The organism is Sphingomonas sp. MS122, from assembly GCF_049532975.1.
In the GTDB taxonomy this organism is placed as follows: domain Bacteria; phylum Pseudomonadota; class Alphaproteobacteria; order Sphingomonadales; family Sphingomonadaceae; genus Sphingomonas.
Window position 1 is genome coordinate 3,624,930 of record NZ_CP186695.1, and the last position, 24,861, is coordinate 3,649,790.

At 65.6% G+C, this 24,861-nt stretch carries 23 protein-coding genes; 8 read left to right on the forward strand and 15 right to left on the reverse strand.

What is annotated here, in order from left to right:
- The first annotated feature begins 45 nt into the window (after positions 1-45).
- On the forward strand, positions 46-2,127 hold the full coding sequence (locus ACO227_RS17405) for an acetate--CoA ligase family protein (protein WP_423603529.1): 2,082 nt from the start codon (positions 46-48) through the stop codon (positions 2,125-2,127).
- Between the two features lie 65 nt (positions 2,128-2,192).
- Here ACO227_RS17405 and ACO227_RS17410 read toward each other — a convergent pair whose 3' ends face one another.
- Both ACO227_RS17410 and ACO227_RS17415 read right to left on the reverse strand, forming a co-directional pair.
- Positions 2,193-2,663, reverse strand: coding sequence for a MarR family winged helix-turn-helix transcriptional regulator (locus ACO227_RS17410; RefSeq protein WP_423603531.1), 471 nt, complete (start codon positions 2,661-2,663; stop codon positions 2,193-2,195).
- A gap of 144 nt (positions 2,664-2,807) precedes the next feature.
- Positions 2,808-2,987, reverse strand: a complete 180-nt coding sequence (locus tag ACO227_RS17415) for a hypothetical protein (RefSeq protein WP_423603533.1) — start codon at positions 2,985-2,987, stop codon at positions 2,808-2,810.
- A gap of 163 nt (positions 2,988-3,150) precedes the next feature.
- Here ACO227_RS17415 and ACO227_RS17420 point away from each other — a divergent pair, with 163 nt between their 5' ends.
- Positions 3,151-4,020, forward strand: coding sequence for a methylenetetrahydrofolate reductase (locus ACO227_RS17420; RefSeq protein ID WP_423603535.1), 870 nt, complete (start codon positions 3,151-3,153; stop codon positions 4,018-4,020).
- Positions 4,021-4,060: 40 nt separating this feature from the next.
- On the opposite strand, the gene ligM is transcribed toward ACO227_RS17420, so the two are convergent.
- Positions 4,061-5,470: a vanillate/3-O-methylgallate O-demethylase gene (gene ligM, locus ACO227_RS17425; RefSeq protein ID WP_423603537.1), complete on the reverse strand. Its 1,410-nt coding sequence runs from the start codon at positions 5,468-5,470 to the stop codon at positions 4,061-4,063.
- Between the two features lie 136 nt (positions 5,471-5,606).
- On the opposite strand from ligM, the gene purU reads away from it, so the two are divergent.
- From purU to ACO227_RS17445, 4 genes are all read left to right on the forward strand, one after another.
- Complete coding sequence (purU, locus tag ACO227_RS17430; protein WP_423603539.1) at positions 5,607-6,464, forward strand: formyltetrahydrofolate deformylase; 858 nt, start codon at positions 5,607-5,609, stop codon at positions 6,462-6,464.
- Positions 6,465-6,468: 4 nt separating this feature from the next.
- Positions 6,469-7,329, forward strand: coding sequence for a bifunctional 5,10-methylenetetrahydrofolate dehydrogenase/5,10-methenyltetrahydrofolate cyclohydrolase (locus ACO227_RS17435; protein WP_423603541.1), 861 nt, complete (start codon positions 6,469-6,471; stop codon positions 7,327-7,329).
- On the forward strand, positions 7,319-7,723 hold the full coding sequence (gene folB / locus ACO227_RS17440; RefSeq protein WP_423603543.1) for a dihydroneopterin aldolase: 405 nt from the start codon (positions 7,319-7,321) through the stop codon (positions 7,721-7,723). Before ACO227_RS17435 ends, folB begins: the two co-directional genes overlap by 11 nt.
- Positions 7,724-7,800: 77 nt before the next feature.
- Complete coding sequence (locus ACO227_RS17445; RefSeq protein ID WP_423603545.1) at positions 7,801-8,253, forward strand: MarR family winged helix-turn-helix transcriptional regulator; 453 nt, start codon at positions 7,801-7,803, stop codon at positions 8,251-8,253.
- 18 nt (positions 8,254-8,271) lie between these two features.
- Here ACO227_RS17445 and ACO227_RS17450 read toward each other — a convergent pair whose 3' ends face one another.
- The 10 genes from ACO227_RS17450 to ACO227_RS17495 all read right to left on the reverse strand — a co-directional run bounded on the left by ACO227_RS17450 (position 8,272) and on the right by ACO227_RS17495 (position 20,181).
- Positions 8,272-8,772, reverse strand: coding sequence for an aromatic-ring-hydroxylating dioxygenase subunit beta (locus tag ACO227_RS17450; protein ID WP_423603547.1), 501 nt, complete (start codon positions 8,770-8,772; stop codon positions 8,272-8,274).
- A complete protein-coding gene (locus ACO227_RS17455) occupies positions 8,769-10,121 on the reverse strand; it encodes an aromatic ring-hydroxylating oxygenase subunit alpha (protein ID WP_423603549.1) in 1,353 nt (450 codons plus the stop codon). Before ACO227_RS17455 ends, ACO227_RS17450 begins: the two co-directional genes overlap by 4 nt.
- Entirely contained in the window at positions 10,118-11,425 is a 1,308-nt protein-coding gene (locus ACO227_RS17460; RefSeq protein WP_423603551.1) for a spinster family MFS transporter, read from the reverse strand. The genes ACO227_RS17455 and ACO227_RS17460 overlap by 4 nt, the downstream gene beginning before the upstream one ends.
- On the reverse strand, positions 11,422-13,050 hold the full coding sequence (locus ACO227_RS17465; protein ID WP_423603553.1) for a thiamine pyrophosphate-requiring protein: 1,629 nt from the start codon (positions 13,048-13,050) through the stop codon (positions 11,422-11,424). Before ACO227_RS17465 ends, ACO227_RS17460 begins: the two co-directional genes overlap by 4 nt.
- Positions 13,047-14,003, reverse strand: coding sequence for a TauD/TfdA dioxygenase family protein (locus tag ACO227_RS17470; protein WP_423603555.1), 957 nt, complete (start codon positions 14,001-14,003; stop codon positions 13,047-13,049). Before ACO227_RS17470 ends, ACO227_RS17465 begins: the two co-directional genes overlap by 4 nt.
- A 70-nt stretch (positions 14,004-14,073) precedes the next feature.
- Positions 14,074-16,539, reverse strand: a complete 2,466-nt coding sequence (locus tag ACO227_RS17475) for a TonB-dependent receptor (RefSeq protein WP_423603557.1) — start codon at positions 16,537-16,539, stop codon at positions 14,074-14,076.
- Between the two features lie 165 nt (positions 16,540-16,704).
- Entirely contained in the window at positions 16,705-17,463 is a 759-nt protein-coding gene (locus ACO227_RS17480) for an IclR family transcriptional regulator (RefSeq protein ID WP_423603559.1), read from the reverse strand.
- A gap of 114 nt (positions 17,464-17,577) precedes the next feature.
- Entirely contained in the window at positions 17,578-18,027 is a 450-nt protein-coding gene (locus tag ACO227_RS17485; protein WP_423603561.1) for a DUF3237 domain-containing protein, read from the reverse strand.
- The gene (locus tag ACO227_RS17490) at positions 18,024-19,688 is read right to left on the reverse strand and encodes a CocE/NonD family hydrolase (protein WP_423603563.1); all 1,665 of its coding nucleotides are present in this window, start codon (positions 19,686-19,688) and stop codon (positions 18,024-18,026) included. The genes ACO227_RS17485 and ACO227_RS17490 overlap by 4 nt, the downstream gene beginning before the upstream one ends.
- A 10-nt stretch (positions 19,689-19,698) precedes the next feature.
- Positions 19,699-20,181: a DUF3237 family protein gene (locus ACO227_RS17495; RefSeq protein ID WP_423603565.1), complete on the reverse strand. Its 483-nt coding sequence runs from the start codon at positions 20,179-20,181 to the stop codon at positions 19,699-19,701.
- A gap of 45 nt (positions 20,182-20,226) precedes the next feature.
- Between ACO227_RS17495 and ACO227_RS17500 the strand changes: the two genes are divergently transcribed.
- Positions 20,227-20,793, forward strand: a complete 567-nt coding sequence (locus ACO227_RS17500; protein WP_423603567.1) for a MarR family winged helix-turn-helix transcriptional regulator — start codon at positions 20,227-20,229, stop codon at positions 20,791-20,793.
- Here the strand turns inward: ACO227_RS17500 and ACO227_RS17505 are convergent.
- Positions 20,790-21,731 carry a ketopantoate reductase family protein gene (locus ACO227_RS17505; protein ID WP_423603569.1) on the reverse strand — a complete coding sequence of 314 codons (942 nt, stop codon included), beginning with the start codon at positions 21,729-21,731 and terminating at the stop codon, positions 20,790-20,792. The genes ACO227_RS17500 and ACO227_RS17505 overlap by 4 nt on opposite strands.
- An 18-nt stretch (positions 21,732-21,749) precedes the next feature.
- Entirely contained in the window at positions 21,750-23,300 is a 1,551-nt protein-coding gene (mdlC, locus tag ACO227_RS17510; protein WP_423603571.1) for a benzoylformate decarboxylase, read from the reverse strand.
- Between the two features lie 103 nt (positions 23,301-23,403).
- Between mdlC and ACO227_RS17515 the strand changes: the two genes are divergently transcribed.
- Positions 23,404-24,861, forward strand: coding sequence for a carotenoid oxygenase family protein (locus tag ACO227_RS17515; protein ID WP_423603573.1), 1,458 nt, complete (start codon positions 23,404-23,406; stop codon positions 24,859-24,861).

A 24,861-nucleotide genomic window follows, 5' to 3' on the forward strand; every position in this document is an offset into this window, starting at 1 on the left:
CCATACCGGGGAGGATTGCGATGCACATAAGCGGATCGACACCTCATGCCCGACCTTTCCCGCCTGCTTATCCCGCGCTCGGTCGCGATCGTCGGCGCCTCCCCCACGCCAGGCGCGCTCGGCAATTCGGTACTGCGCAACCTCGAACGGCACGACTATGCGGGCGAGATCCACCTCATCAACCCCAAGCGCGACGAGATCGACGGACGCAAGTGCCTGAAGTCGATCGAGGAACTGCCGCAAGGCGTGGACGCGGCAGTGCTGGCGATCCCCGGTCCGGCGGTGCTGCCCGCGGTGCAGGCGCTCGCCGCCCGCGGCGTGGGCGCGGCGATCATCTTCGCCGCGGGTTTCGCCGAAGGCGGTGAGGAGGGCCTCGCAGCGCAGGCTGAGGTCGCACGCATCGCCGCCGAACATGGCATGATTGTCGAGGGACCCAATTGCCTCGGCATGGTCAATCACGCCGCAGGCGTCCCGCTGACTTTCGTCGAGGCGCCCGTGCTCAATCTCGCCGGCAAGCCGGCGGTTGGCATCGTCAGCCAATCAGGCGCGATGGCGGTGGTGCTGGGCACGACGCTGATGGGCAAGGGGTTGGGCATCAGCGTTTCGGTCTCGACCGGCAACGAGGCCGCATCCGGCGTCGAGGACTATGTCGAGCATCTGATCGCCGACCCCGCCACGCCGGCGATCGGCATGATCGTCGAGCAGTTCCGCAAGCCCGCACGCTTCCTCGCGCTCGCCGAACGGGCACGCGCAGCGGGCAAGTATATTGTCCTGCTCCATCCCGGCACATCCAGCGCCGCACGCGAATCCGCCGCGACCCATACCGGCGCGATGGCCGGCGACTGGCAGCTGATGAAAGCCAAGGTCGAGCGTGCCGGCGTCGTGCTGGTCGACAGCCTCGAAGCCTTGGGCGACGTGCTCGAACTCACCGTGCGCGCCACGACGGTGCGCAAGGGTGGCACCGCGGTGCTCACCGAATCCGGCGCGTTCAAGGCGCTCACCCTTGATCTTGCCGAGCAGATCGGCCTCGCCCTTCCCGCGATGGCGGGAGCGACGGCGGACGCGATGCGGAAGGCGATCCCCGATTTCATCCCGGTTTCCAACCCGATGGACCTGACGGCGCAACCGCTGGTCGATCCTGATCTCTATCGCCGCGCGATGACGCCGCTGCTGGCGGACGACAATTTCGCGGCGCTCGTGTTCGGGATCATCCAGACCGACGTGGCGACGTCCGAGCGCAAGTTCCCCGCGATCATCGAAGCGGTGACTGCGCTGAAGCCCGAAAAGCCGGTCATCTTTGCCGGGTTGGACGAAGGCGCGCCGGTGCCGCCCGAATATGTCGAGGCGTTGCGCGCGATCGGCGTTCCCTATTTCCCTTCGCCCGACCGCGCCTTCCGCGCGCTAGGACATCTGCAGCGCCTCGCCGAGCGCGATTTCAGCCGAGCCGGCGGCGCGCCACTCGCACTGGACCCGCCATCGGGCGTGCTCCCGGAATATCGCGCCAAGGCGCTGCTCGGTGCGGCGGGAATCCCCTTCCCTGCCGGCGGGTTCGCGGCGAGCCTTGACGAGGCCAAGGCAATCGCTGCCCGCATCGGCTATCCCGTGGCGATCAAGGCGCAGGCGGCGGCGCTCAGCCACAAGAGCGAAGCAGGCGGGGTGCTGCTCAACATCGGCGATGACGCCGCACTCGGTACCGCCTGGGACAAGCTCTACGGCAATGTCGCCGCCTATGACGCATCGATCGCGCTCGACGGCGTGCTGGTCGAGGCGATGGGCAAGCGCGGGGTCGAGCTGATCGTCGGCGCGCGCAGCGATCCCGACTGGGGTCCGGTGATCCTGGCCGGATTCGGCGGCGTGACCGCCGAACTGCTCCACGACGTGCGCCTGCTGCCCATCGACCTGACACATGACGCGATCGCCGCCGAGTTGCGCCGGCTCAAGCAGGGCGCGCTGCTCGACGGCTATCGCGGCTCGCCCGCGCTCGACGTCGATGCGGTGGCGAAGCTGATCGCCGGACTCGGCCGTGTGCTCGCGGGCACGCCGTCGATCCGCGAGATCGACCTCAATCCCGTGGTCGTCTATCCCAAGGGCGTGGTGGCGCTCGATGCGCTAATCCTCGCTGGATAGGAGGACGCGGCGAAGCTTGGCGTGATCGCCGGCACGCGCGTGAGAGCCAAAGCAGCTGCCGGCCTTCAGGCGATCGGAGCCTCACGTCCCTCGATCCTGCCGAGCAGGTCGAGAAGGGTCGCCTTTTCGAGCTGCGTGAAGCCTGCGAGCATGTTCCGTTCGTGGCGCTCGATCCTCGAGAGACACTCGCCGAGCATCGCGCTTCCCGCCGCGGTGATGTTGAGCGCGAAAGCGCGGCGGTCCGAGGGATCGACGTCGCGCGTGATCAACCCCCTCTCGACCAGTTCGTTGATCAAAGAAACCATGTTCGCGCGCTTGATCCCAAGGATCCGCCCGACGGTGCCTTGATTGATACCCGCGCTTCCCGACACCACCGCGAGTATGCCGATCAGCACCTGGCGCATCTCCGTGCCTTCCATCGCGGCCGCGAAATCCGCCGCGAACGCGCCCGAGGCGCGGCGTAGATGATATCCCACGAGCGGGCCTAGCGCGCCGAGACCATGTTGTTCCTTTGACATAAGCTGGACGGAAGGCATGTTTGCCGCCCACCGTCAATCCGTGCGCCGCTCTCCTTCGTTATCGTCGACGCGATGCTCTGTGCACGCGAGGCCGGCCCTGCCTGGAATCTCCAGTTTGCGCATTCGCCGCGCCGCTAGACATTTCGTGGAATTCTACCACGGTCAGCGGTCGTTCGCGATCTGCTGGACCGCGTGATCCGAGGCGATGTCCGGCGGGCGCGTGGCGCTGGCGTCGCATGCGGCGAGGACGAGAAGCGCGTCCGCACAGCATTCGCTCCACTCGTCCGTTCGCCCTGTCCGGCTGGCGGCAAGCGCGCGGGCAACCAGCTCCACCTTGGTCATGCCTCTCCGCCCTCCTCCGGCGAGAATATTCCCGACGGTTCCAGATGCAACGAAAACGAATGCCTTACATACAATTACAATGAAACGCATTCCACAGATTCTTGTGTTCTCCCTCTCATGAAATATGTATGTCTTACATACAGAATCAATGGAGGGATGCGGCGTGCAGAACAACGCGAACGTGCGGCCCGCGGGCCAGGAGTGCGCGCCGGATCTGCTGCGCGGACTCTCGATCGAAATCACGGCAAAGGACCATGACAGGATCGGGTCGCTCCGCGGGCGGGTTCCGGATCGCACGCCGATCTCGATCACGTTCCTGCCGGGCGAAGATTTCGACTCCCGCGTATTGGCGGCGCGCCGGGTTCGCGATGCCGGGTTTACGCCGGTTCCGCATATTTCCGCGCGACGGCTGCATTCGGCCGGCGAACTTGATTCCTTTCTGGCGGCGCTGACCGGCACGGCTTCGGTCGACCGGGTATTCGTCGTCGCCGGCGATATCGCCCAGCCCGCGGGCCCCTTTGACGACGCGCTTTCGGTGATCCGCTCGGGCGCGCTCGGACGGCACGGTATCCGGCATGTCGGCATTGCCGGCTATCCCGAGGGACACCCCGACATCGCCCGAGCGGCGCTCGAGCGGGCGCTGTTCGACAAGCTGGAGGCGCTGGAGGCGGCTGGTCAAGGCAGTTGGATCGCGACCCAGTTCGGCTTCGACGCCGATCCGGTGCTGGACTGGTTGGCCACGCTGCGCACACGCACCGCCGTGCCGGTGCGCGTCGGGGTGGCGGGACCTGCGAGCATCAAGGCGCTGATGCGCTTCGCCGCGCGCTGCGGCGTCGGCGTGTCGGCGAAGGTGATGGCGAAATACGGGCTGTCGCTCACCCAATTGCTGGGCAGCGCCGGACCGGGTCCGCTGATCGAGGAACTGGGCGAGCGGCTGGAGCCGGTAGTCCATGGAGACGTCCGGCTTCACTTCTACCCGTTCGGCGGGCTCGAGAAGACGGCCGAGTGGATCGCCGGCGCGCGCCGGACTTGAGCAGGGAGGGCACGCCATCTGCGGCGTGCCCTCCTTCCGATCAGGCCTCCACCCTGGCGGTGCGCCAGCCCTGATGATAGGTCTCGCGCGCCACGCGCGAATAGGGGACGGGGCTGACCACCGCGCGCACCTCGATCTGCTTGTGCGGCTCCACCGTGGTCTTGCGCGTGCCGCCATCGGGTTCGCCCCAGACGACGCGGAGCTCGGTCCCGACCGGGATTTCCGGATCGATCGTCGCGAGGCTGAGCGCCGTCTTCTCGTTGTAGCTGTAGCCGGTGAACATCGACAGCCCGACCGTTGCGCCGGTGGCATCGACTACCTTGTCATAGCTGGACGAGGCATAGTTCGCGAGCGGCAAGTCGAAGAACTTGTACTGATCGCCATCGGGGTCGAACAGCGACGCGAAGATCTTGGCCATGTCGTCGCCATTCCAGGCGAGCGTCACTTTGCGGCGCTGGCTGTCCTTGTCGAGCGCTTCCAGCGCCTCGCGGCCATGGAAATCATGGTCGAACTTGACGAACGGGCCATAGCCGAGCTCATAAGGCGTCAGGTAATAGTCCTCGACATTGCCGGACACGAAGCTGCCGCCGATCGCGCCGGTCGCTTCATAGCTGTCGGCGCCCAGCCATTCGCGATACGCCTTCAGCTTGTCGCCGGTGTAGATCGCGGGAAGCGGCGACGGGATCCAGCCGCTCTCCAGCGTGTTCGAGGGATAGGCGCGGCTACCGCACGGCACGATGCCGAATTCCGCGCCCGCCGCCAGGATCGCGGCACGGATCTCCTCCTGCTCCTCATAGGGGCCCCAGATCTCCAGGCCCGGCGCACCCGACATGCCGTGGCGCAGCGTGCGGACCTTGCGGCCGGCGATGTTCATCTCGCTCATGTTGAAGAACTTGAGCTGCTCGAGCGGACCGCCATGGAGCTTCTCGATGATCTCCCAGGCGCGCGGGCCCTGGATCTGGAAACGCCAGTTGACGCGCTTGACCGGCTTGCCCATCGGGCGCGACGGGCTGCGGTCGTCCTTGACGATCTGGACGTCATAGCCGCCGGTCTCGGCATGGAACGTCAGCCAGTTGGCGGCCGGCGCGCGGCCGACATAGACGAACTCCTGCTCGGCCAGCCAGAACAGGATGCCATCGCCGATCACGTGGCCATAGGGCGTCGTCGGAACATATTGCTTCGCCTTATTGACCGCGAAGCCCTTCATCGAATTGATCGCGGTGTCGCTGATCAGCTTGAGCGCATCGGGGCCGCTGATGAACAAGTCGACCATGTGGTGCGACTGGTCGAACAGCACGGCGGAGTGCTGCCAGGCCCATTGCTCCGAACGCCAATTGTGAAACTCCGGCGCGACGACGGGATAGACATAGGCGCCGATCTGCGAATTGCGCAGCATATCGACGGGATTGCCCGCCGCGTTGAGTAGCTGCTCCAGGTTGGTTGCCGTCATCTAGCGATTCCTCTCTCGATTTTCTCACAGGGTTAAGCCGCCGCGCGTATCGCGCTTGCCCCTTTCTATCTCGCGCGATATTGGTATGCAATACATACAAATTGCGCGGTACGTCCGCGAGACAGGGAGAGATCGAATGACTCGGATTGCGCATGTCCTGACGCTGTCGTGCACCGACCGGCCGGGCCTGGTCGCAACGATCTCGGGGCAGCTTTTCGGAGGCGGCGCGAACATCCTCGAGGCACAGCAATTCGACGATGTCGAAACCGGGCGCTTCTTCATGCGCATCCTCTTCGATTGCCCGGCGAACGCCTATGCGGCCCTTCACGACGGTATCGCCGAGACCGCAGCCCGCTTCGAAATGGACTGGAAACTGCGCGCGCGTGACCGTCGCACGCGCACCCTACTGCTCGTCTCGCGCATGGATCATTGCCTGGGCGACCTGCTGTACCGAACTCGCATCGGCGAGCTGCGGATGGATGTGGCGGGAATTGTGTCCAATCATCCGCGAGAGGCGCTCAACGTCTCGCTGATCGGCGACATTCCCTTCCATCACCTGCCGATCACCAGGGAGACCAAGCCGCAACAGGAAGCGCAGATCAAGGCGCTGGTGGCGGCGACGGGCGCCGAACTGGTGGTGCTGGCGCGCTACATGCAGATCCTGTCGGACGATCTTTCCGCATTCCTGGCCGGCCGCTGCATCAACATCCACCACAGCTTCCTGCCGGGGTTCAAGGGCGCCAAGCCCTACCACCAGGCGCATGCGCGAGGCGTGAAGATGATCGGCGCGACGGCTCACTACGTCACCGCCGACCTCGATGAGGGCCCGATCATCGTCCAGGACGTCGAGGCGGTGTCGCATGCCGACACGCCCGAGGATCTGGTACGCAAGGGCCGCGACATCGAACGCCGGGTGCTCGCGCGCGCGGTCGGCTACCAGCTCGAGGACCGCGTGCTGCTGAACGGCAGCAAGACCGTCGTCTTCACGAGCTGACGCCGTGGCGGCGCTGATCGACGGCACGGCGCTGGCCGAGCGGATGACGCAGGAAACCGCAGCGCGAGTCGCCCAACTCTCGTCGCAGCACGGGATCGTTCCCGGCCTCGCGGTGATCCTGGTCGGCGAGGATCCGGCAAGCCGCATTTATGTCGATCGCAAGGTGAGGCAGGCAGGCAAGGCCGGGGTCCGCTCGTTCGAGCATCGCCTGCCCGCCGATACCGATCAGGAAATGCTGCTCGGGCTGATCGCGGCCTGCAATGCGGACGATGCGGTCCATGGCATCCTCGTCCAGCTGCCGCTCCCGCCGCAGATCGACTCGGCGCGCGTGCTCGATGCGATCGATCCCCGAAAGGACGTCGATGGCTTCCACCCTGTCAACGTCGGACGCCTGTCGACCGGCACCGGCGGACTGGTCCCGTGTACGCCGCTCGGCTGCATGCGTCTGCTGGAAACCGTGATCGAGGACTTTCGCGGGCTGAAAGCCGTCGTGATCGGCAAGTCGAACATCGTCGGCAAGCCGGTGGCGCTACTGCTGCTCGATCGCGAGTGTACCGTGACGATCACCCACATCCGGACACGCGCCCTGCCAGAGATCGTGCGGACAGCGGACATATTGGTGGCTGCCGCCGGGAGCCCGGGCCTCGTACAACCCGATTGGGTCAAGCCGGGAGCGGTGGTGATCGACGTCGGCATCAACCGGGTCCGCGGCATCGACGGCAAGGCCCGCATCGTCGGCGACGTGGTTCGAGAGGGGATGGGGCATGCCGCGGCAATCACGCCGGTCCCTGGCGGCGTCGGTCCGATGACGATCGCGTGTCTGCTGGCCAACACCGTGCGCGCGGCGGAACGTCATGGCGTCTGATCGTCCATTCCCCGGCCAAGCCATCCGCGCGGCGAGGGCCAGCGGCCTGGCGATCGAGGTCACCATTTCGGACCTGCAGGTCACGGCGGATATCGGCGTTTATGCGCACGAGCATGGTCGCCCGCAGCCGCTGGTCGTGGACATCATCCTGAACATCGATGCGCCGGCATGCGATGCGCTGGAGGAAACCATCGACTATCAGCACGTTGCCGACGATGCGCACGCGCTCGCACGCGGCAGGACCGCATTGATCGAAACCTATGCGATGCGGCTGGCCGAACGATGCATCGCCTGTCCCCGGGTGCAACGGGTGGAGGTCCGCGTTTCGAAGCCAGGGGCGCTGCGTGGCGGCCTCGCCGGTGCTCGGGCCTCGCTTGTGCGCAGCGCCGCCTAGCGCGATACGCCCGCTCTGGACTGCGCAGTCGCAATCGCGCAGGACGCAAATGTCACCGGAGCGACAGGGAGTTGCATTTGACCGAACAGGCCGAAGCGATCGAGGACGACGGCGGCATCGGCGCGATTGGGGACATTCTCGGGTTTCATATCCGACTGGCCCATGGCGCCGTCTATCGCCACTTCATGGAAACCTTCGAGCATCTCGGCCTGACCCAGAAACAGGTATCGGTGCTCTGGCTCCTCGACGACCACCCGGGGATGGCGCAGACCGACCTCGCACAGCGCCTGCAAATGGACCGCGCGACGACGATGGCGATCGTCAATCGCCTGCAGGCACGCGATTTTCTCGAGCGCGGCAAATCGACCGGCGACCGGCGGCGGCAGACGCTGACCCTGCGTCCGCTTGGCAAGATCGCGTTGGTGGAGGCGCGCAAGGCAATCCTCGAGCATGAGGCATGGCTCAAAAGCCGCTTCAACAAGCGCGAGATCAAGCAATTGATCGCGCTGCTGACGCGTATCCACGAGTGAGCGCGGAAATCCCGCGCTTCAGATCGAATAGAAATCCACGACGGTCGGGATCGTGTCGTTGAGCAGCAGGATGTGCTTGCGCGAGATCCGCCAAGCGCCCGCTTCGTGGCGCAGCGTGTGGCGATAACGGCCGAAGAAGTGATGGGTACGGCCGGCGCGCAGGTCGTACAGGAAGACGGTGAAGCTCGAGGCGATTTCGGCGATGCCGCCGGCACAATCGATCAGCCGGACATTGCCGATCGCGTGCATGCAGCGCGGACGCGGGCGCGATGCGACCGACTGACCCGATCGCGCGCGGAACACGCGGTCCTCCAGGCCGGAGCGCCCGTCATAATAGATCAGCGAGAGTTCGGTGTCCGGATCGGAGGCGGGCGCCTCCTCATCGCGCCACGCGGGCATCCAGAACACCGCATCCTCGGTATAGAGCGCGAGCCATTCGTCCCAACCGCCTTCGTCGAGCAGTGCCGCCTCGCGGTAGAGCAGATCCTCGGCCTCGGCACGAGTGAGCGTCGCGGTCATGCGGGCCCGACTTCCATTGCGAGAGCCATGCGCCGCGCCCATTCACGATAATAATTATGGTAGAGCGTCTCGTCGCACAGCTGCGAATCCGCCAGCACGCTCCGGATCGGCGAAGCACCGATCGCGTCCGACAGCAAGTTGCCGCCCTCGCGGCTCGCAGTCATGCCGCGCGCATAGCCTTGCAGCCAAGGATCGACCCGCCCGGCATGACCGCGCTGGCAGCTTTCATAGGCCACCGTATCGTCGGGAGTCGCCATGCCGGATGGATTGAAGAAATCCTCATATTGCCGGATGCGCTGACGCCGGGCGCCAGCGCTTTCACCCTTGGGTGCGAGGCACCAAGTGCGCATCAAGGTGCGCCCGGGCGCGAGCGGCTGGATCACGCGCAACTGGCTCGACGCATTCTCCGCGATCTGCAGATTGGGAAAGATCGTCAGGTTGCGCATGTTGAAGACCCAGTCGCGGCCCGCCTCGCCGTGCCGAGCGGCGATTGCCTCGGCGCTTTCATACAGCGGATGCGAATCCGCGACGCCGATCCGGCCCCAGTTGAGCACATGTCCGTGCTCGAAGCTGTAGCTGCCCCCCTGCACGCCTTCGGCACTCTCGCTCCACGCCTGCGACTGTTCCCAGATCGACCGCACGGCGACGGCCCCTTCGCCCTTCTGCCGCCGCTCCATGATCCGGATGTAGGAGGGATGCGCTGAAGTGAAGTGATAGGCGTCCGAGCAGTTTTCGAGCTGCAGCTTCCAGTTCGCGTCATAAGTGAAGGCTACCGCGCCCGGCACGAGCTCCACCCCCGCCTCGGGCTGACCGACGACGAAATCGAGGAAGCGCGCGACTCCGCCCAGATGCTGGGCGAGCGTGGGCACATCGGCGGCGAGGCTGCCGAACAGGAAGCCGCGATATTCCTCGAAGTGCGGCAGCCGCGCGAGGCCGTGGTCGCTCCGGTCGAAGGCTTCGGCATAGCAGCCGGCGCGCTGCCATTTGATTCCCCTGTTCCTGCCCGCGCTGTCGAAGCTCCAGCTGTGATAGGGGCAGACATGCATTCGTGCGTTGCCGGCGCGCATCTGGGCAATCTGCGCGCCCTTGTGCGGGCACGAATTGACGAAGGCACGCAACTGGCCTTCGCCGTCGCGCATGATCAGGATGGGGACGCGTCCCGCCTCGGTCGTGAAGAAATCATGCGGCGCGGGTGCCTGCGACGCCAGACCCAGGAACACCCAGCCGCCTTCGAAGATGTGGCGAATCTCGAGGTCGAAAATGTCGGGCTCACGAAAGATCGCACGGTTGACGCGGAAAATGCCTTCTTCCGGCCGGTCGTCGATCAGCCCGGCCAAGTCGATCGTCATGCGCCGCTTCCGCTCGCCACCGCGTCCTGCTGCGCTTCCATCGCCCCGGCGTAGAGCGCCGCGGCGCGCCAGAAGCATAAGGCCGCCAGCACCGGCGTCACCGCGATGATCAGCATCGAATAGCGAATCGCGCGATCACCCAGTTGGCTGGCGAGCAGATCGTTGAGCAGTCCGACTGCGCCTGGCCCCACGACATTGCCGATCAGGCTGGCGCCGAGCAATATCACCGATATCCCCAGCGCGCGGCGTCGCTCGCCGACCACGTTCACCACCGCCGCGAAGATCGGCGCTTGGTGGATGAGGGTGAAGAAGCTGGTGAGCGCGAAGCCGCCGACCCATGCGAGCTGCGAGTTGCCGAGCAGGAACAGCGCCTCCGCCGGTCCCGCCAGCAGGCAGGCGACCGCGGGAATGCCGACTCGCCAGAAGACGCGCCGCTTGGGAAGCCGGTCGATCAGCAGTCCGCCCAGCAGGATGCCGACCAGGCCGATGATGCCGCGCGTCGGCCCGATGATATTGGCAACCTCGGCGATATTCAGGCCGTGGACGCGCACGAAGAAGGTCGGCGTCCATGCTCCGGCCGCCCAGATGTTCGCGCCCATCAATGTGACTCCGGCGAAGATCCAGGCGAAGCAGCGGTTGACGAACAGCGCGGCGAGGTCGCCGAACAGCGAACGCGCGATCGGCAGCCGCTTGGGCGGCGGCGAGGTGCGCTCGGGCTCGCGCATGGTGAACATCATCAACAACGCCAGCAGGCAGCCGGGCAACCCCATGACGACGAACATCGCGCGCCAGCCATGATGCTGCGCGACCCATCCAGCGATCGGGAAGAACAGGATGTAGGACAGCGGCGCGGCGGTGCCGAAGATCGCCAGCGCCAACGGTCGCCGCTCGGGCGGGAAACGATCGGCGATGATCGAATTGGACGGCGCCATGGCGCACGCCTCGCCCGCCCCCATCAGGAGGCGAACGACCGCCAGTTGCCAGATGTTGACGACCGCCCCGGTGCAGGCGGTCATCAGGCTCCAGAACATAAGCCCTGCCGCGATGATGTTCCGCCGGTTCTTGCGATCGGCCAGCCAAGCAATCGGGATCCCGAGCAGCGAGTAGAACAGGATGAAGGCAAGACCGGAGACCAACCCCAGCACGGTATCCGACGACCCCAGTTCAGCCTTGATCGCTGGCAGGGCGAGGCCCAGCAACGAGCGATCGAGATAGTTGAAGATCGACACCAGCGTCAGGACGAACAGTGTCCATGTCGCCGGCCAGGGCCAGAGCGCGCGAGCTTCGTTCGGCGCCCTGTTCACAGCCGCGACGCCCGGGTTTCCTGGGTGGTAATGAACTCGAGCAGCGCTGGTTGCCCCGCCTCCGTTGCCGCGATTCCCCGCAGGATCGCCGGAACGATCTGGTCGGGTGCGGTGATGCGTTCGCCATGGCCGCCCAGGGCGCGCGCGAACGCGGCATAATCGCCCGAGATGTCGGTGGCGCGAAAGCGCTCGGTGGCGACCGGCATGATCGGCAATTCGATCGCCATCGCCGAATTGTTGAGCAGAATCGACAGGATCGGCAATCGCTCGCGCACCGCGGTCTCGAAATCCATGCCGGTAAAACCGATCGCGGCGTCACCCCACACATTGATGCACAATTTGTCGGGACAGGCGATCTTTGCTCCCATCGCCAGCCCCAGCCCGTAGCCAAGCTGGGTGGTCTTGCCCCAGCCGATATAGCTGAGCGGCGCGATCGACTTCCAATAGGGCGTCAGCTGGTCGCGCGGCGAGCCGGCGTCATGGGTAATGATCGTGTTGGCAACGTCCACCGTGCGCTGCAGGTCCCACAGCACGCGATAGGGACTGAGCGGCGCATCTTCGCTTTCGAGCAGCGGGCGCCATTGCGCCAGCCATGCCGCCTCGACCTCGGCGATCTCGCGCGCCGCCGGACCAGGATCGCGCGGCGCATCCAGCCGGGCGCGGCACGCGTCGATCAGCATCGCCAGCGTCAGCTTCGCGTCGCCGATCAGCGCGTCAATGCATGGCACCCCCTTGTTGAGATCCGCGGGATCGAGCGTCGCATGTACGATCCGCGCGCCCACCGGCATCGATACGCCGAACGCCGTCCGGGAAAAGCTGCAACCGATGCCGAGGATCAGGTCCGCACGGTCGACGAAATGGCGCAGCTGGCCGGGAACGGCCGCCCCGCCCGAACCAAGCGCCAGCGGATGCGTCTCGTCGAACGCACTCTTGCCTTCCAGCGTGGTCGAAACCGGCGCCGCCAACAACTCGGCCAGCGCGCGCAGCTCGGCATAGGCTTCGGCCCAATGCACCCCCTGCCCCGCATGGATCACCAGCCGCTTGGCCGCGACCAGCCGGTCGGCCACCCGGGCCACCGCTGCGGGATCGGGCGCGGAGCGGGTCGAGATCACCGGCGCGTAATCGAGCGGCTCGGGAACCTCCTCCTCCAGCACGTCCCATGGCATCTCCACCAGTGCCGGGCGCAGCCGCCCGTTGCGCAGCGCCGTGAACGCCCGGCGCAGGATATCGGGCGTATCCTCTGCGCCCAGGATCGGCTCGGCGGTCTTGGTGATGTCGCGCATCGAGATGCAGGCGTTGTAATTGTCCGGCACGTGCGCCAGCCGCCGCGCGTAACCCTGTGGCAGCACCAGGACCGGCACGCTTTCCGAATAAGCCTGGGCGACCCCGCCATAGGCGTTTTCGGTGCCCGGTCCGTGCTGCATCGCGAACACGCCCATCCGCTTGCCGCGCGTCAGCCGCGACAGCGCGTCGGCCATATGGAGGCCGGTCCGTTCCTGGCGGACAATTACCGTGCGGATACCCCGCGCCGCAGCCTGTTCCAGCACCGCGTTGCGGGGATATCCGAAGATCACATCAACGCCCTCGCGCGCCAGGATCTCGGCAATCGCTGCACCAACCTTCATGATCTCGCAGCATCCCCCGGACCCAGCGGACGTTCGCCCACCACGGTCGTGCGGATCAGGTGCCGGCGCTCATATTTGAAGTCGTGCACGCCGCGATGAAGCGTGAAGCGGTTATCCCAGACGATCAGCGTGTCCTTCCGCCACTTGATCCGGCAATGATAGTGAAGGTGCTGGGCCAAGCTCTGCAGATAAGCGAGCAGCGCGCGACTCTCCTCCTCGCTCCAGCCGACGAAGCGCTTGAAATAGGCCGTCGTCGCGAACAGCGCCTTGCGCCCGGTCACCGGATGGACGCGCACCGCCGGATGGATGCTTTCCAACTGATCCTCGGTGAAGCCATGCGTCTCACGCAGCCGCAGCCGCTTTTCGGGGGCAAGCTTCTCGTTCTTCGACCAGATATCCTTGCCCGAGTAGACGACCTGCAATCCGTCGAGCAGCGTCTTCAAGCCATCGGACATATGCTCATAGACGAGATAGGCATTCGAGAATGCCGTATCCCCGCCCCATTGCGGCACCTCCAACGCGCGCATCACGATACATTTCGGCGGCTGGAGCAGGAATGGGCTGTCGGTGTGGAAATGCTCGAAGGACGGTACGACATTCTCGGGCTCATGCGCCTCGCGGCGCACCTCCTGCATGTCGCGGTGGCCGTCGTAGATCGGCGCCTGCGGCAATTCGGTGATCTCGCCGAAATGGCGTGAGAAGGCCTTGTGCTGCTCGGGCGTCAGATCCTGGTCGCGGAACACGATCACCAGGAAATGTTCGAACGCCTTCATGATCTCGTCGAGCATTTCGGCGTCGAGCGGCTCGCGTAGATCGACCCCGCTGATCTCGCAGCCGCATGCCCCTGAGATCGGCTCCACGCTGATCCGCTTGAACTCGGGCATCGGCAAGCCGGCGACGATCGGTTCGCCCGCCGCGACCTGGCCGGCAACCATGTTTGAACGACTGGCCATATCGATGTTTCCTCGTACCCATACTTTACGCTTGCCGGGACGACGGCTGCCGTCCCGGCTACGGACAGCCTTAGAACCGGCGCTTCACCGTCACCGCGAAGGTGCGCGGTTCGCCCACCGATCCCTGGATCGAGTTGGTCGATCCGCGATTGTCGAAAACATCGGAGTAATAGAGCTCGTCGGTCAGGTTGCGGCCTTCGAGCGCAAATTCCCAATCGTCGCCCGGCATGCGGAACGTCAGCCGGGCATTAACCAGGGTGCGCCCCTTCACCTCGCCGAAAATGTCCTTTCCGCCGGTCACCGCATCGACGTTGTTGGCGTTGCGGTTGAAACTATCCTGGTGATTGACGTCGATCCGCGGAGTCAGCGTGGCGCCGTTCGCGAACTCATGCTCATATTGCGCGCCGATGCTCCACTGCCAGGGCGAGATATATTGCCCCTTGTCCTCCGGCCCGATTCCCGAAGTCGCCGCCACGGCGGAGACTGAGGTATATTTGAAATCGAGATAGGCGAGCGAGGCATCGATCATGAAGCCCCTTGCCGGGCGCAGTGCCAGCTCCGCCTCCGCGCCCCGCACATCCGCCTTGCCGGCGTTGAGCGGCAGCGCGCAAGGCGTGGCCGGCACGCCCGGCAGCGGGCAGCTGGTGACCGAGACCAGGATATCGTCATATTTGTTGATGAAGCCACTGACGTTCAGCCGCAGCTTGCGGTCGATCAAGTCGCTCTTGAAGCCGGCTTCATAAGCAGTCAGTTTTTCCGGCCCGAACGGCAGCGCCTGAGCCGGGAAGAAGACGCGCGGATTGACACCGCCGCCCTTGAACCCGGTCGAGACCTGAGCATAGGTCATCAACTGATCCGACCAGCGATACTGGATCACGCCGCGCCAATCGACGCGATCCCCGGCAAAGGTGCCGACCAACCCGTCGATCGAGGCGATCGACGGTGGCGTCGCCCCACCCGAGCTCGATCCGGGAATGCCCTTTCGGCCGTAAATGAAACTTTTCTTGAGATCCGTGTAGCGCACGCCGCCGACCAGATGCAGCCCGGCGAGCACTTCCCAATCGGCGTTGGCGAATACCGCCTTGGTCGTCGCCGGGATCTCATTGTCCTCAACGAAGTTGAGCGTCGGCAGCGTGACGCGTGAGATATTCTCGCTGCGTTTGTGCAGATAATAGCCGCCCACGGTAAAGTTGAACGACGGCCCGACCCGGCCGTTCAGCCGCAGCTCCTGGCTGAACTGGCGGTTGAAGATCCGGTTCGCCTGCAGCGTCGGCGTGAACGGCGATCCATCGGCCGAGGCGTAGATGCCGTTGAACTTGCGATAGGCGGTGATCGAGGTGACGCTGAAATCCGGCGACAGGTCGACCGTCAGATTGGCTGAAACGCCCCAGGAATCGATCGCCGACTTGATCGGCGCGGCCCATGGCCCGGATCCGTCGCGCGGCGCCAGCTCCAGATAGTTCTCATAGCTGATATAGGGGCTGCGCTTGAACGTATCCTGCGCGAAATCGCCATAGGGCGAGTAGCTGATGAACGGCGATCCGGTCGCCGTGCCATAGCGCACGCCGTTCATCACATAGGCGGGAGCCGAGGGCCCGGTCGTCGCCGATCCGGTGTTCATCGCGCCGGGATTTGCGTTCTGGCCGACATAGAGCAGCGTGGTCGGGCCGGCCTCGCTCTCGTCCTGGGTGATGTCGGCGGAGACATCGAGCGTCACGGCGTCGCTGGGCTGATAGCGCAGCGCCAGCCGCCCCGCGACATAGTCCTTGCCGCCTTCGGTGCCGAGCTTGCAGCCCTTGTTGTTGGTCAGCGACGACGGGATCGCGGTGCCCGGATGGCTGCAGGCATAATCGTACCGCGTGACATAGCCGTCCTTGTGCACTGCGGTTCCCGACACGCGCGCGAACAGCTGATCGGGCACGATCGTGAAATTCGCCGCGCCGCGGACTTCCACACGATTGTAGCTGCCATAGGTGGCCTGGAGATAGCCGCCGCCGCTGCCGTCCGGCTTCTTGGAATAGAGCTTGATCGCGCCGCCGATCGAATTCTGGCCGGCAAGCGTGCCCTGTGGGCCGCGCAGGATCTCGACGCGATCGACGTCGATCAGGTCGAGCATCGATCCGTGCATCGTCGGCAGGTAGACATCGTCGATATACAGCCCGACGCCCGGCTCGAGCGCGAAGCTGGTGTCGCGCTGGCCGACGCCGCGGATATAGGCGACGACGGCGGGACCATAGGTGGCGGGCGCCTGGCGCAGCGTGACGTTCGGGGCCTGATTGCCGATATCGACGACGCTGGTCTGGCCGCGCGCCTCGAGCATGTCGCCCGTCACCGCGGTGATCGCGAGCGGCGCGTCCTGCAGCCGCTGTTCGCGGAACTGCGCAGTGACGACCACTTCTTCCTCGGCTTCCGCCTGGCTCGCGCCGCCTGCCTGGGCGCCGTTGTCCTGCGCGGCGGCGGGCGCGCCCACGGATAAGGCGCCGGCGAGCGCAATGACCGATGCGGTCGCACTGAACCGATTGAGTCGAAGTGCCATCTTCCGTCCCCTCCATGTGCCGACGCGCTTTTCCGGCGTCTTGAGCAGGAGTGAACCATGTTGAATAATCAACTGTCAAGGCGATTCCAGCTCCCGAAAGCTCAATTCCGAAATACGGAAAACCCCTGATCACGCAGGGGGAAAGGTAATCGGAATGCCGTGGGATCAACTATGTGAGATCGCGGCCATTTCGCTCAGCGCGACCGCGGACTGGCGGACCGCGGTCGCCAGATCGTCTTCGAGATGTAGCTGGTACCGCCTCGACGGCATGGTGACGCCCAGACATCCGACGATATCGCCAAAGGCGCCGAAAACGGGCCCCGCGATCCCGGCGATATCGTAGCGCGGATCGAAATAGCGCGCATAGCCGCGATCCCGGATCTGCCGCAGCTCCATTTCGAGTTCCTTGCGCGAGGAGCGCGGCCGGCCGCTCAACGGCCCGACCGTCGCCTGGCGCATGATCGCTTCGGCGTCACCTTGCGGCAGGAAGGCGAGAATCGCGTGGCCGAGCGATCCCCAGGGGAGCTGGATTTCGCCCCCCCGCTCGACCGCGAAGCGCAGCGGGTGCGGCGTCATTACCACGTCGGCGATGACCGCGGCGTGCATCACCGGGCTATAGGTGCAGAGAACCGCAGTCTCCTGCCACTGCTCGACGAGTTCCTCCAGCAACGGCCGGGCACAGCGGACCAGATCGAACCCGGCGACGAGCTGCGACGCGAGCCGATGCAGTTCGCGTCCCGGGCGGTAACTCTGGCCGTGTCCGCGCTCGACCAGGCCCGAGCGCAGCAACGCCTGAAGCAGGCGGTGGACCGAGCTGGCTGGCAAGCCGGCGGAGACGGCCAATTCGCCGAGCGTGAACTGCGGCGGTCCCGCCGCGACGAGCTTGAGGAGATAGGCGAGCCGGTCGGCCGCGCCGCGCGGCACTTTGGATTCAATCTGCCTCATTCGCGGAACGATAACGCAAGACCGCCGCCGCGCCGCCTCAAAATCGCGCGGACGGATGGCGGGCCGCTACGAGTCCCGCGCGGCGTCGCGCGCTCACATCAACGCATAATAGCGGAACAGCGACCGGTCGGGATCGGTCCGCCGCTCGCCGCCGCCGACGATCACCGTGCGCGACAGCCAGTCGTGCGGCCCCGCGGGTACGCGGAAATAAGGCGTGAGCCGGAAATAGGAGGGCTGGCCGCTGCCCGCCGCGGCGCGGACCAGATAACCGCGATTGTGGATGTAGATGCCGGTGCCGTCCTCGGCCTCGAGCATGTAGTGCGCGCTCAGCTCGATCGTGCCGTCCTCGCGCACCAGCGCATAGTCGGCGCCGCTGTTGGGAACGACGCGACCGGTGAGCCGTGGCCCGCGGATCGTGCCGCCGATCGCCGGGGTATAGCCTTGGCCGCCGCCGCCCGGCAGCGGGCCGAAGATGTGGCGATCGGCGCCGAACAGCACCTCGATGTCGAAGGCATGCTCCAGCTTGCAGTCGGCGGGGCTCATGCGGTGCGATCCTTTGACGGGATAAAGGGCAGCAGGATCGACGAATCGAACCCACCGCCGGTGCGGATGATGTGGGTGCCCGCGTTGCGCGTCTGCTCATGAAGCGGAAAGGGCAGCATAATCCCCGGCTCCGGGCGATAGATGTCGGATCCGGCGACGATCAGACGCAATGTCTCGCCCGCGGCGAACCGCGCCGAAAACGGCCAGATTTCGATCTCCACCGGCACGCATTCGCCTGGCGCCAGCCGCTCCTCGTGCGTGTGCGGATGGACTGGCATCTCGGGCCGCGAGCGGGCCGGATCCAGCGCGCGGTGGCTGACGCGCTGCCATCCCAGCGCGACCGGACCGTCCTCGTAGAACGCGTAGAAGGTGAAGCCGACCGTCTCCCCCGCCCGGTCCAGCTTCTGCAGCGCGACGAACAGGTCGATATCGTCACTGCCCTCCGCCTCGACCCAGAGCTTCAGACTGGCATGGCCGGTGATCTCCGTATCTTGGGCAAAATGATGGTCGAACGCCGCATGGCCGTCGCGCGCCGGATAGCGCAGCTCGCCCGCCGCCGGTGCCGCCTCGCCCAGCGTTCTGCCGGCGGCGTCGAGCGCCAAGCGGCGATATTGCGTGCGCGCAAGCGGCCATTCGCGCTCCGCGCGCTCCTCGGCCACGCTATGGCGCTCGCGCACCTCCATCCGTACCTTGGGCCAGGCGGGCAGCGACGTCGGGCGGTCGCGCAGATAATGATCGAAGAAGGCGAGCTGCCGTGCGCGACTCTGGGGCTCGTAGTAATGCGCCCATTTCTTTTGACCGTGGATCTCGAGCCATTTTTCGGGCGAGCCGATCCGCCGCCACGCCTCGATCGTGCCGCGCAGGTGCAGGCCCTGATCGGACCAGCTCGCCACGACATAAGCGGGTTGGCGGATCGCCTCCAGATCGAGTGCCTTCGACTCCCAATATTCGTCCATCAGCGGATGAGCGCCGATGTTCGCCCAGCTGTCCTCGGTGCGGCCCAGCGACCATCGGATATTGTCGCATGCGCGCGGCAGGAAATTGGTTTCAAGGATCCCACCATGATAGGCGAATTCGCGGTACCAGTCGGAAAACGCCTCCCATGGGTTGAGCGCGGCGAGCGCACCGGGACGCAGCGGCGCGACCAGATACTGGATGCCCGCCAGATAGGACACGCCCGTCATCCCGATCCGGCCATTGGACCAAGGCAGCCGCCCCAGCCATTCGATCGCGTCGGCGCAATCCTCCGCCTCCTGGATGCCGTTGTGATGGAAGTCGCCGCCCGACAGCCAGGCGCCGCGCGGATCGGCCACCGCGACCGCATAGCCCTGCGCGCCCCACCAGACCGGATCGGGCGCCTCGAACGCGGTCAGATCCGAAAGCCATTCCGGATCGACACCCGATCGCGGCCAGAACACACGATTGCTGCGCGCATGTTTGCCGTAGGGACCCCAGGCGAGCAGGATCGGGATGTCCGTGGCGGCATGCTGCGGACGATAGAGATCGCACAGGATCTCCACCCCGTCGCGGAGCGGAATGCGGCGATTATACTCGATCGTCAGGCCGCGCTCCTCGCGGCGCGCGGGATCCGGCGGCGGGGGCGGCTTGAGCGGGTGACTGAATGGATCGCGCCCCGCGCGCATCGACGGCTGGAAACGCATCCCGCCCCCTTCACAGCACGACGAAATAATGAATCCGGTTGGCGTTCGGAATCTTTTCCGCCACCCCCACGAAGACGTGCTGCGACATCCATGCGTGCGGCCCCGCCGGTGCGTCGAACCGGGGCGTGACGCGCATATAATAATCGTCGAACGCGACAGGTTCGTTGCGGCGCATCTTCTCGGCGATCTCCGGACTGCGTGCCCAGCGAAAACCACGATTTTCGAGATAGATGATCGCGCCATCATCGGCTTCGAGCAGATAGCGCGCATCGAAATCGATCACGCCATTGGGGCGCGACAAGGGGAAGTCGCCGCCCGACATCGGCACCACGGTTCCGTTGAGCCGCGGCCCCTCGACCACGCCCTGCGCGGCATAGATCGCCGCTCGGGTATCTCCGCGCGCACCCGGCTTGATCCAATAGGGTTTCGACAGCGTGATCGAGATGGTGAAGGCGTATTCGAGCCCGGGGGCGAAAGGATGTTGTCCACTCATAGATACATGATGGAGGGAGATTAGTTGATTTGTCAACATTATTTCATGCCACTAGGCACTGAAAGGGAAGACAATATCGATTTCGGCGGCTACGAAATTGCGATGCAGAAGACCAAGAACCGGACCCAGGCGACTGGAGCTGCTTCCAGCAGGTCCCCCTTCGAATTCGGCCCCTCCCACATTCCCTATCGGATCCTGTTGCTCGGCAAGATGATGGACCGGGCGACCGCGCAGCATGTTCGGGACACGGCGCAGCTCTCGCTCGCCGAATGGCGTGTGCTGACTCATGTCGAGATGATCGGCAAGTGCAGCGCTGCCGAGGTGGCGAGCGTCGCCTATTCGGACCGCGCCGAGGTAAGCCGCGCGATCGGATCGCTCGAGCAACGCGGCTTCGTGCGGCGCGAGGCCAATCCGCGAAACCGCAAGAGCAGCCTGGTTTCGCTCACGGAAGAGGGCAAGGCCGTCCATGCCGCGATCCGCGGCGAACGCGGAAAATTCTACGAGCAATGGCTGACCGATCTGTCCGAGGAGGAACGAGTCGCGCTAAACACCGCGCTGGGCAAGGTGTCTCGCCGCCTGGTCGAGAGCGCGCCGCACTTGTTCGATCTTTAATCCGTATCCCGCTTCGTCGCCCCGGATGCCTCGATGATCCGGACGAGATCGGCGAGCGTGTCGCACACCGGGGTCGCGATGCCCGCCCGCCTTCCTTCGGCGGCGATCGCGCCGTTGATCGTCTCGATCTCGCTCGGCCGTCCCGCCTCGCGATCCTGAAGCATCGACGCCTTGTGGGCGCCATGCTCGCGCAGTGCCGCATCGATATGCGCCAGGATGCCGTCGCGATCGATCGTCAGGCCCTTCGCCGCCGCGACTGCCGCCGTTTCGTCGACGACAGCCGCCGCAATCCGGCGGCCGGCCGGATTGTCCAGCCCGGCATTAGGTACCACGCAGATCATTCCAGCGGCGTTCAGCGCGGCATTGAACGCCACTTTCTCCCACACCGCGACACGGATGTCCGCGTGCCGGTGGACCTCGAACCCCGAACGCGCGAGCAAGTCGCCCATGCGTTCCACTGTCTCTGCCCCCGCGCCGTCAAATGCACCGAGCTGCAGGCTGGCAAAGCCGTGCGTCTCCACCGTGGATGCGGCAGTGAGATCTGCCGGAATCAGCGCCGTCCCCATCAGCACGCGATCGGCACCGAAGGTCGCGGCAAGAAGCTCGGCATTGCCAATGCCGTTCTGCAAGGTCAGCGCGACCGGATTCCAGCGCCGCAGATGCGCGATCGAGGCGATCGCCATCGCGCTGTGCATTCCCTTCGTGAACAGGACGATAAGGTCGATGGGGCCGGCAACCTCGTCCGCCAGCGCGGCGCGGACGGGGACGGCCCGCGTCCCGCCATCATCGGTCAGCACGATCCCCTGCCCGCGGATCGCATCGAGCCGGCCTTGATCGACATCGATCACGACAACCGTCGCACCCGCCTCCGCCATGCGCGCGGCGAACAAGCAGCCCATTGCCCCTGCCCCGACCACTGCGACCGATAGATCCGGCATCCGCTTCGATCTCCGCCGTCAGGGAACGATGATTTCCACCAGCGTGGGTCCGGCTTCACCGAACGACCATGCGAGCATCGCATCGAGCTCGTCGGGCGTTTCCGCGCGGCGTGCCGCCACGCCATGGCCCCGCGCGATCGCGCAGAAATCGAGCCCCGACAGGTCCGTGCCCTCCACCTCGCTCAGCCCGAAATGGCGTCCGAACTGCTCGAGCGCCTCATAGCGCCGGTTGACGATGACGAGCACGCTCAGTGGTACCGCGGCACGGGCAGCGCTGAACAGGGCCTGGATCGAGTACATCGCGGATCCGTCGCCCAGCAGCGCGATCACCCGCTCGCCACGGCGCGCCAGTGCGATGCCAGCGGCGGCGGGCAACGCATAGCCGAGCCCGCCGCTGGCGGTCGTGTAAAAGCTGTCGGGGACGAGCATCGGCAACAGTTCCTGCATCGCGCTTCGGCTCGACGGCGCCTCTTCGACGACGATCGTCCCCGCGGGCCGCAGCGCCGCGATCCGCGCCATCGCCAACCGGTCGCTCATCGCTCGGGGCGGCGGCGATCGTTTCGGCATGTCAGGCATCGGCCGCCGGACATCACACCCGGCGCCGGCGAGATGGGTCAGCGCCATCCGGCTGTCGGCGAGGATCGCATTGCCCGAGGGCGCCCAGCTCAACACGGCGGGATTGTCGTCGATGATCCACGAGGACGTGCCCGGCGGCAGATGCGGCCCGCCCGTCTCGGTATGGTAGAGATTCAGTGGCCCGCCGACGATGACAACCAGATCATGATGGGCGAGCTGCGAGACGATGTCGCTCCGGCTCGCTTTGAGAAACCCGCCGAACAGGGGATGCCGCTCCGGAAAGACATTGCGGGAAGCGAAGGGCGCAACATAGACGCTCGCGCGCTGCACTTCGGCAAGCACGACCGCCGCCTCCCATCCCTGATCGCGCGCCACCCCCGCGCCGAGCACCAGCGCGGGGCGCTTCGCGGCACGAAGCTGTCCTGCCAGTTGATCGAGCGCCGTGCGGTCGCCCGGATTGCGCGTCGCGAGCACGCGCGGCGCCACCGGTTCTCCCGGCCGGTCCCAATCGTCGACGGGCACGGATACGAAGCAAGGCCCGAACGGCGGTGTCATGGCGATGCGATAGGCGCGCGCGATCGCCTGCGGCACATCCGCCGCGCGCGCCGGCTCGCAGGCCCATTTGACGAAGGGGCGCGGAAACTCGGTCGGCCGATCGGCATGGAGGAAGGGTTCGAACGGCAGGATCGAGCGCGCCTGCTGCCCCGCGATGACGACCAGCGGCGCCTGATTCTTATAGGCGGTGAACAGATTCCCCAGCGCGTGCCCAACTCCCGCCGAGCTATGCAGACTGACGAGTGCCGCATTGCGCGTCGCCTGCGCATAGCCATCGGCCATCGCCAGCACCGTGGCTTCCTGAAGGCCCAATATATATTCGAAATCGGCGGGAAAATCGCGGAACATCGGCAGTTCTGTCGATCCCGGATTGCCGAAGATCCGGGTCATGCCCAGGCTGCGCAGCAGCGCGATGGTGATATCGCGAACAGTGTCCATGCGACTCACTCTAGTTGATTTATCAATTCATACTAGACTATCTGAAGCAGCACCTCCGATCGCGCATTTGCGGGTGGGAGCGGGGCGTTGGAGAGAGGGTCGCATGAGCAGTTTCCCGGACACGCCGGCGTTCACCGGCTTCAACACGCCCTCGCGGGTCGAGGCCGACGCGTTCGACCTGGCGGTGGAGGGGGCGATCCCGCCCGAGATCCGCGGCGCCTTCTATCGCGTTCAGCCCGACCCGCAATTCCCGCCGCTGCACGGCAACGACATCCCATTCAACGGCGACGGGATGATCGCGATGTTCACCTTCGAGGATGGCCGGGTCCATTTTCGCCAGCGCTGGGCGCGAACCGACAAATGGAAGATCGAGCATGCGGCGGGCCGTTCGCTGTTTGGCGCCTATCGCAATCCTCTGACGGACGAGCCCGCGGCCAAGGGCACGATCCGCGGCACCGCCAACACCAACGTCTTCCTGCACGGTGGCCGGCTCTATGCGCTCAAGGAGGACAGCCCTGCGCTGGTGATGGACCCCGCGACGCTGGAGACAATCGGCTATACCGATTTCGGCGGGCGGATGACGGGCGAGACTTTCACCGCGCATCCCAAGGTCGATCCCGCGACCGGCGACATGATCGGCTTCGGCTATGCCTCCAAAGGCATCTGCACGCGCGACATGACCTATTACGAGGTCGCGCCCGACGGCACGCTCAAACGCGAGATATGGTTCGAGAACCCCTATTACTGCATGATGCATGATTTCGCGGTCACGCCCGATTATGCGCTGTTCCATGTCGTGCCGATCACCGGCAGCTGGGAACGGATGGCGGAGGGTAAACCGCATTTCGGGTTCGACACCACCCTGCCCGTCCATCTGGGCGTACTACCCCGGCGCGAGGGCGCGACAGCGCAGGACATCCGCTGGTTCACCACCGGCAATTGCTTTGCCAGCCATGTCATGAACGCCTTCCAAGAGGGTGACCGCCTCCATTTCGACACGCCGGTGGCGAAGAACAACATGTTCCCCTTCTTCCCCGACGTGCACGGCGCCCCCTTCAATCCGGCTGAATCGGCGAGCTTCCTCACGCGCTGGACGGTCGACATGGCGTCGAACTCGGACACATTCGAAAGCCAGACGCGGCTGACGAACATGGCCGGCGAATTCCCCCGCATCGACGATCGCTACCAAGGTCTGCCTTACCGCTACGGCTGGCTGCTGGCGATCGACCCCACCAAGCCGGTCGAGCTCAAGGGCGGCAGCGCGGGCGGCGCGGTGATGAACACGCTGGGGATGATCGACCACCAGGCCGGCACCGAACAAAGCTGGTGGTGCGGCCCGGTCTCCAGCTTGCAGGAGCCCTGCTTCATCCCGCGCAGCCCCGACGCGCCCGAAGGCGATGGCTGGATCATCCAGATCTGCAACCGGCTCGAGGAGCGCGCCAGCGATCTGCTGCTGTTCGATGCGACCGAAATCGCCAAAGGCCCGATCGCCCGCGTGCGCATTCCGGTGCGGATGCGCTTCGGCCTGCACGGCAACTGGCTTCCCGCACGGGCGTCGTAA